At 62.8% G+C, this 8,454-nt stretch carries 5 protein-coding genes; 4 read left to right on the top strand and 1 reads right to left on the bottom strand.

Translation table 11 applies throughout. The features are described from left to right. Window positions 1-981 carry a UDP-N-acetylmuramoyl-tripeptide--D-alanyl-D-alanine ligase gene (gene murF, locus ACGFH9_RS30710; RefSeq protein ID WP_393226347.1) on the top strand — a complete coding sequence of 327 codons (981 nt, stop codon included), beginning with the start codon at window positions 1-3 and terminating at the stop codon, window positions 979-981. Window positions 982-984: 3 nt separating this feature from the next. On the opposite strand, the gene murC is transcribed toward murF, so the two are convergent. Then, window positions 985-2,430, bottom strand: a complete 1,446-nt coding sequence (murC, locus tag ACGFH9_RS30705) for a UDP-N-acetylmuramate--L-alanine ligase (protein WP_393226344.1) — start codon at window positions 2,428-2,430, stop codon at window positions 985-987. 1,005 nt (window positions 2,431-3,435) lie between these two features. Between murC and ACGFH9_RS30700 the strand changes: the two genes are divergently transcribed. From ACGFH9_RS30700 to ACGFH9_RS30690, 3 genes are all read left to right on the top strand, one after another. Next, window positions 3,436-4,791, top strand: a complete 1,356-nt coding sequence (locus tag ACGFH9_RS30700; protein ID WP_393226342.1) for a Tat pathway signal protein — start codon at window positions 3,436-3,438, stop codon at window positions 4,789-4,791. Window positions 4,792-4,821: 30 nt separating this feature from the next. After that, entirely contained in the window at window positions 4,822-5,331 is a 510-nt protein-coding gene (locus tag ACGFH9_RS30695; RefSeq protein ID WP_393226340.1) for an SAM-dependent methyltransferase, read from the top strand. A gap of 85 nt (window positions 5,332-5,416) precedes the next feature. Next, window positions 5,417-8,179, top strand: coding sequence for a restriction endonuclease (locus ACGFH9_RS30690; RefSeq protein WP_393226337.1), 2,763 nt, complete (start codon window positions 5,417-5,419; stop codon window positions 8,177-8,179). Window positions 8,180-8,454 lie beyond the last annotated feature (275 nt).

Raw genomic sequence — 8,454 nt, 5'->3', positions numbered from 1 at the left:
TTGCCCTACACGGTCACCCGCGCCACAACCGGCACCCGCTATCTCGTGTTGGAGATGGGCGCACGCGGCATCGGGCACGTGGCCTACCTGACCCACATCGCCCCGCCCGCCGTCAGCGTCGTCACCCGTGTCGGGCACGCGCACCTTGGCGAGTTCGGTTCGGTGGAGAACATCGCACAGGCCAAGGGCGAGATCGTGGAAGCGCTGCCCGCAGCGCACGACGGCGGGCTAGCGGTGCTCAACGCCGACGACGTGTTGGTGGCCGCCATGGCGAGCCGCACCCGCGCCCGAGTGCTGACCTACGGCATCGACAACCCGGCGGACGTGCGCGCCGAAAACGTGACATTGGACGAGTTGGGCCGTGCAGGCTTTCGACTCGCGTACGACGGTCAGACCGCCGAAGTGCAGTTGCTCCTCCACGGGATGCACCAGGCGTCGAACGCCCTTGCTGCCGCGACCGTCGCTCTCGGGTTGGGCCACCCGATCGAGGCCGTGGCCCAGGCCGTGTCGCAAGCCGAAGCGGTGTCACCGGGCCGGATGCAGGTCACCACCCGCGCGGACGGGGTGACGATCATCAACGACGCCTACAACGCCGCGCCCGACGCCATGCACGCCGCGCTGCGTGCCCTGCATGCCATGACGAGCGACGGCCAGCGGGCGGTCGCGGTGCTGGGCGAGATGGCCGAGTTGGGTGAGCACGCCGCACAGGTGCACCGCGAGGTCGGCCAGCAGGCAGCCGAAATCGGGGCCGGCTGGCTGGTGGCGATCGGCGGGACGAACGCCGATCAGTACGCGACCGGGGCCGCCGGCAGTGGCACAGCGGTTGATCGGGCGGCGAACGTGCCGCAGGCGTGGGAGCTGCTGCGCGATGGGCTACGCCCAGGCGATGTCGTATTGGTGAAGGCGTCGAACAGCGCCGGGCTCCTCGCGCTCGCGGACAAGCTGATCGAGGAACCCGGCGCTGTCACCGCCCAGGCGTAGGGATCACGCGGACAACGCGACCTCGGAACGCTGGCTCAGGGCGTCCAGGATCGCTGCTCCGTAGTCGGTTACGTCGCCGGTGCCCATGGTCAGAACCACGTCACCGCGACCGGCCATCCGCCCTACGAGCCTGGCCACGTGGTCCGAGCCAAGCGGCAGACAATACTGCCCGTCGCGCAACTGGCTCATGATCTTCGTCGTGTCTGCCGCTGGTCGCGCTTCGGGCACGGTGCCGTGCACGTCGAGCAGCAGGACGTGATCGGCCTGGTCCGCCAGGAGCCGGCCGATCCGCCCACCGAAGGCCAGCACCCGGGCGTGTCCGGACGGCTGGAACACCACGATGATCCGGCCGCGAGCCAAGGTGCGGGCGGCTTCCAGGTCGGCGGCGATCTCCTTCGGGTGGTCGGCGTAGGAGTCGATCACCGCCACTCCGGCCCGAGTGTCGATGTGCTCGAAGCGACGGCGTACCCCCGAGAAGGTGCATGCCGCTCCCGCTACGTCGGCGGGGTCCAGGCCCAGGGCCACCGCACACGTCACGGCCGCAACCGCATTCTCCAGGTGGTGCGCCGCCGGGGTCGGCAGAGTCAGCCGCACCGTCGTCCCGTTCGGCATCCGGGCGGTCGCCGAAACGCTCCACCCCTCGGCGTGCACATCGAGCAGACAGATATCGGCCGTGCGGCTCCGGCCGTAGCGCAGCACTGTCAGGTCAGGTCGCTCATCAGCGACGACTTCGGCGGCCACGTTCGCGCCCACGCAGTCGGCGTTCACGATCAGAAACCCGCGAGGAGCGATCCGGCAGCCGAACTCGGCGTAGGCACGCATCACCGCGGCGTGGTTGACGAAGTTCTCCGGGTGGTCGTCCGTGACGTTGGTGATGACCGCGATCGACGGGGTGAGGAAGTGAAACGACCGGTCCGACTCGTCCGCCTCAGCAACCAACAGACGGGACCCGCCGAGACGGGCGCCAGAGCCCGGCCCGGTCAGGTCAGCCCCGACCAGGTAGGTCGGGTCCTCCCCGAGAGTGCGCAGGATGTGGGCCAGGATGCCGGTCGTGATGGACTTGCCGTGCGAGCCGGACACCGCGATGAGCCGCCGGTCGGCGCTGAGCGTGTCGAGGACCTGCGCCCGGTGGACCACCGGGATACCGGCGGCACGAGCCGCGTCGATCTCGGGGGCATCCTGGGCAACGGTGGTGTAGACGACGCAGCTCGCGCCCTGCACGTGGGAGGCGTCATGCCCCACGTGCACCCGCACGCCCGCCACGTCCAGGGCCGCGAGTGTGGCGGAGTCGTTCAGGTCGCTGCCACTGACCTGGTGGCCCAGTTCGGCCAGCAGCCGGGCCAGGCCCGACATCGCGGAGCCGCCGACGCCCACGAAGTGCGGGCGGGACAGGTCAATGGGGCCGGTGTAAGCCTCGATCGTCGGGTTACCAGTGATCGTGTCGGTCATGGTGTCGTGTCTCCTTCGAGGTAAGGGCTGACGGGGGTCGCGCCGTGAGCTGACGTGCGGGGGGCTCTGCTCCTTCCGACGGGTGCGATTCCTTGCGTGCGGCCGAGGTGTCCTCGGGTCACCGCCTCGGCCGCGCGGGTCCAATCGATCTGCGTCGGCCTGTAGGGCGAGGCCGGAGACGGTGGCACGCCACCGCCGGGAAACGGGAGATAGCCAGTAGCCGGCGGCGTAGCACCAACCGCCTGTTGCTTCCGCTCTCGCTTGCGCGCTGCGCGGCACGAGGGACACGCACACGGGCGGCCACCAGGGAAGCGGAGTGACCGGTGCGGGCGATGCCTTGGTCGGATCAGATCCGCGTCGTCGTCATCCATGTGCGACGTCACTGCTTCCGCAGGCTGGGGTGTTCACGACGCCCCCAAAGACGGCACGAGACGATGCCCCGAAGAGTGCAGGGCCGCCGATCCGACGCGCGTTGATCAGCTCAGGGCGTGTCGCTCCCGGGTTCCCCCTGGGTAGGCGCAGTGAGAGGCGGAATACTCGAACGGCGTCTTCGCGTTGCGGGCACGACCCCGACTTTCCGCAGCCGGCGCAACAACCATTTACGCTCAGAACCGTGTGCCGATCCAATACCAGTTGCGCCCTGTCGATCTGCCCGCCGCCGGAGTAAGTAGTCACGCGATTTCACCTCCCGAGTGGGCAGGGCACACCGCATGAGCAACAACCTCTCGCCTACACGACGCACCCTGCCCGTCACCCACCACCACGGCGCACACCGCTCGTAGCAATGGGGATTCCGCCCAGATTTCAGCCACACAAGACCGACGCGACGCAGGGCTAATCAATTTGCCGATTCGTCGTCGTCTTGCGTACCTACAGCGAATCGCAAACCACCGCCGTTCGGTACTCTATGAGGCACGTCGAAGCGGTGAACGTGGTGAAAGATCGACTTCTATGCGGGGGTACACAGTGCCGCAAGCGGGACCCGGCAACACCAAGCTCGCAGCCGTGATCGCGGAAGCTGGGATGTCCCATGCCGAGGTGGCACGAGCACTGGTCCGCGTCGCTCAGGAGAGCAACGCGGACGAGTTGACCGGGGTCGGCCGTTCCCACGTCTCGCACTGGATCGCCGGCTCGAAGCCCTCTGGACGAGCACCCGTGCTGCTCTGCGAAGCGTTGTCACGCAAGCTCGGACGCGCGCTGACCTTGGAGGACATCGGTCTACCGACTCCACTGCTGTCCTCAGCGGACATGCTTGGGTGGCGAGTCGATACGCTGGCTGCGCTGACCGAACTCGGGAGAGTCGACGTGGACGCTGAGCGCAGGCGTGTTCTGGGCACTGCCGCCTACTCGCTTGCTGCGCTTGCCCTGCCTGCCGATCCCTGGTGGACGCGCATGGTCAAGCTGGGCCAAGCGCGCGGCACGCCCACTGGCAGGACCGTAGGCAGGGGCGACGTTGACGCGGTACACGACATGGTGTCGCTGTTCTCGCGCGTCGACCAGCGCCGGGGCGGCGGGCACGCCCGATCAGCAGTGGCCCAATATCTCAGCTCCGACGTGGCAGCTTACCTACGCGGGCGCTACGCAGACGAAAAGCTGAGACGCGACATGTTCACCGCGGCCAGCGAGCTTTCTTACCTTGCGGGGTGGATGGCGTTTGACAATGGCGAACACAACGTCGCGCAGCACTACTTCAACATCGCAGTGAAGTTAGCTGCCGAAGCCGACAACCCGGCGATGGCGGGCCACGTCCTCCGCGCGATGGCACACCAGGCGATCGACCTTGGGCATTACAAGCACGCTCTCGATCTCGCCGATGCCTCGGTGCGCGGCGACCGCTACGAGACGGCAGCTCCCCGGGAGCGTGCCCTCATCGGGGTGGTCCACGCTCGCGCTCTAGCAGCAAATGGCGAGACCCAAAATTCGGCCCGCGCGCTGCTCCGAGCAGAGGACGACCTTGCCGCCGCCACCCAAGGAGACGACGAGCCCGGACGGGTCTTCTTCTTCGCTGAGGCCAGCCTCGCACACGAGACGGCATGCGCGTTACGTGACACCGGCGACCTGGCGGGGGCGACAAGTCATTTCCGCCGCAGTGTCAGGACACGCAAAGCGGCAGCCTTCACCCGAACCCACGCCGTCACGCTTGGTTACCTCGGGGCAGTGCAGGCCCGGCAGGGTGAGATTGAGGAAGCCTGCGCAACGTGGTCCCGCGCCCTCGACGCGATGGACGGTGTTCGCTCGGGCCGTACGCGTCAGGTAGCCGCCGAGATGCGCGCCATCCTCTCCCCCTACCAAAACCGCAGGATCCGGGGGGTCCAGGAGATCGATGCACGCGCCAAGAGCTACCTCTCTACTTCTGCCTAGAAGAAGTCACCTACAGATCGGGAGGCCCGAATGGCAGCCGAAGAATTCACCATGGAGTCCATTGCTCGCGTCGCAGGGGGAAGAACCGAGCCAACAGACGACTACTGGGGCGGAACCAGAGCTGTCATTCGAGTCGATGAAGAACGCTTCACGCCAGAAGCCACCAAAGGACTTGAGGACTTCTCCCACCTTGAGGTCGTGTTTCGCTTCCATCTCACCGATCCCACTGACCTGAACCTCGGTGCACGTCGCCCCAGAGACAACCCGGAGTGGCCGGAAGTCGGCATCTTTGGCCATCGCAACATGCGTCGGATCAACTGGCTGGGCGTAAGTCGGTGCCGCCTACTCAAGGTCGACGGGCTTGACCTGCACGTCGAGGACTTGGACGCGGTGGACGGCACTCCAGTCCTCGACATAAAGCCTTGGTTCGAAGAGTTCGGCCCAAGGGGACCGGTCCAGCAAGCAGCCTGGACCGATGAGATGCTGGTAAGCTATTTCGCGCCGAAAACTGTTCTCAATGAATCGTCGAGTTCGAAATAGAGCCTTGGCGTACTGGTGGTAACGCAGTTCGATAAGTGCCGGTCCGGCGCCGAGCGGTAGCGCCCTCATTAACCAGAGAGGCAAAATGCAAATCGCATTCCTCGACGACACCTCGGACAATCTTACCCCGCAGAAGAAGGGGCATTTATTCGAGCAGCTCTGCAGGCGGCTTCTGGAAGTATCCGGATACACGGATGTGTCGATGCGAGCAAAGCGTGCCAGTCTAGAATATGACATCACGGCCAAGTCGCGGCTACAGGGGCGCACCTTGGTCGGCGAGGCAAAAGCCCATGAAGCGGCTATTGCAGGTAAAGAGGCTTCCTCTTTCTTTGGCAAGCTAGTCCCGATAGCCATAAACGATGGAAGCGCTGATGGTATCTTCATCTCAACATCTGACTTCACTCCGGAAGGACGCGACTACCTGCGAAGCCTCACGCCCCAGGTAATGACAACACTTCGGGTCACTTTCAAGACACTCGTCGGCACGGAGATAACCGACCTGCTCGTCAAGAGCGGCGGCTTGATATCTGAGACTATTCTTCGGGACAAGGTGCGAGCCCAGTTTGCTCTCGAACCGCACGACGCATGGTTTACTGTTGGCCATGCAGGCGACCTTATAGTTGTTAGTTGCGGCCCATCATCCGCGTCCGCTCCCTCCCATTTTGCCACTTTTGATACCTTCGGGAAACTGATAGACCTGCCACCTGCAAGCCTTCGACGGCTGAAACTTCAACTTATTGACCTAACGTCGTTGAAGTACGTTGGACAAGGCGTCAAACCTGCCTCAGAAGCATTGACCAGGGAGAGCCTGCCCCCGGTAGTAGCAGGAGCAGGTTGGTTCGACTACAAGTTCCCCAGTCCGCCAGAATGCTTCGTGGGTCGCGGTGACCCACTCAACCAGCTAAACGAGATCATCGAAAAGGTCTCACTCGGCCGCACTGCAACTCGCGCAATACAAGTACTAAGCAGATCCGGAGTAGGTAAGAGTTCTCTCCTACTCAAGGTTGCGGACACAGTCGATGCCTATGCCCTCACCACCGTCGATGGTCGCAACATCCAAGTACCGGCAGACGTGCGGCTGGTCTTAGCTGATCTCATACGCCAGGCAAATAGTCGTGCTGGCTACAGCGAGGCTATACCCGAGCGCCAAGAGGACGTCGCGGACTCGCTAAACCGTCTCGGAAAGTCCGCATCGACTGCCCGACGGCTTGTTGTAGTGCAGATTGACCAATTCGAAGCCCTGTTATCACGCCCTCGCGTCTTCCAGGTTGTGCTCGACCTAGTGATTGCCAGCACGACCTGGGGGCTGCCCATCCTTTGGATTATGGCACGAAAAAATGATCTCGCTGCCACCTTCGATGAAGGCGCCGAGATTGAGTTGCACCGACTAAACGAGTTAAGCCAGCCAATCAGCCTTGATGACTTCTCAACCCATGAAGAGCAAATACTCATCGATCGCCTGGGTGAAGAGCTGGGCGATCGCGTATCAGCAGAGCTAAAGGATGTCATTCTTACCTTCGCTGCGGGCTTTCCATGGCTACTTAAGCGGGTGGGTGCCCATATTATTGGGATGCACCGAAAGGGCATCAACCAGAAGGAGCTAGCGCGAGGAGGGCTCCGCGCCGAGGACCTATTCAGCGAAGATCTTGCAGGCCTTCAAGAGCAGGACAAGGCGCTCCTTCGGACGATGGCCGCCAACATGCCAAACGCTGCGAATGAGCTGGCGAGGCGACTGGAGGGCGAAGTGAGCGTGGAGCGCTTAACCCTCAAGTTAAACGAGTTCCTCGGATTAAAGCTGCTCCGCCTATCTGGCGACGTTTATGATACCTATAACGACGTTTTCAAGGCATACGTTCTTACAGATAGAGTCCCGTTCCAGACGCGCTTTGTGTTCCGCGTGACCCCGGGCTCAGCACTTGCCTTGCTTTCAAAGATTGTCGACGAGGGCTCTAGTGACGTTTCAGTGTTCGCCAAGAAAGTCGGCGGCAATACAACCGCCACGTACAACAAGCTACGTGAACTAAAGCTGCTCGGCCTCCTCGATCCCAAGCCAGGGCGTGTGGCCCTCTCAGCTAGCGCCTCCGCCGCCCTCGAATCCGACGGACTTGGAGACTTCCTGAGACGCGCCCTGCGAACTAACGCACTAGTCGTCAAGTCCCTCGACCTGGTGGCCAACAACGGCGTTGCATCGGTCAATGAGATTGCTGGGTTACTTCAACAAGAACTGCCGCACCTAGCGGTTAGCCAAAAGACTTGGATCTCATATTCCAGCATCCTGGTCAACTGGATCCGATATGCAGGTCTGGTCGACCTTGAGGGCGACGCGGTAAAGCTGCGCGACACGGCCTCGGACGACCTTCTGACGCGACGGGAATTCAACCTCGGCACTTTTGTACCCGGCACTTTTGTTCCGTCAGTTCGTCCTGCTAAAGTTCGAGAACTAATCAACCTAGTCAGGGATGGCAGCATAAAACGTGAAATGATCCAGGCGGCATTCGGCGGGAAGTGGACCGCCGCAACGATACGAGACGCACAGTCGCTCAACCTTGTGGAGGTCAGCGATAACGAGGTCCGCCTTACACCTCAAGGGCGGGCATTAGTGCGACAAGGTGAAGTGTCCGATAAAACTATCGCCATTCTTGCTCTGAATAAGCCCAATGTTCAGGCGTTACTAGAAGCCGCGAGCCAGAAACCTCTCCTGACGCGTGATCAGCAGGCCCTGCTTATGCGCTTCGGTTCTGCTAATTGGACGGCACAGACCTGGACCTGGCGTCTCGGGATTCTCACGACGTGGATAGTAGCGACCGGGCAGGCGAGCGGCGGCCGTAGCGGCCTCCGCGCTCTTTAGTAACGCAACTGCGGACTAGAAGTGAGCCCCATGTGAGCCCGCACTCTCCCGGACTAGCCGTCACCAACGGACACCAAGCAACAAGGACAGGGGTGTCTACCTGCATAGATAGACACCCCTGTGAACCGAGGATCACTCAGAAACACGATCAGGATTCAACTTCTAATCCCAAGGTCGTACGTTCGAACCCTACCGGGCGCACCCAGGTCGAAGCAGGTCGACTTCAGCAACACCGACCGATGGATCGGGCGCGGCATCAATGCTGCGCGGTAGGT

The sequence above is a fragment of the Micromonospora sp. NPDC049102 genome, assembly GCF_043197485.1.
Taxonomy (GTDB): domain Bacteria; phylum Actinomycetota; class Actinomycetes; order Mycobacteriales; family Micromonosporaceae; genus Micromonospora.
This window is presented reverse-complemented; position numbering and strand designations above follow the sequence as displayed.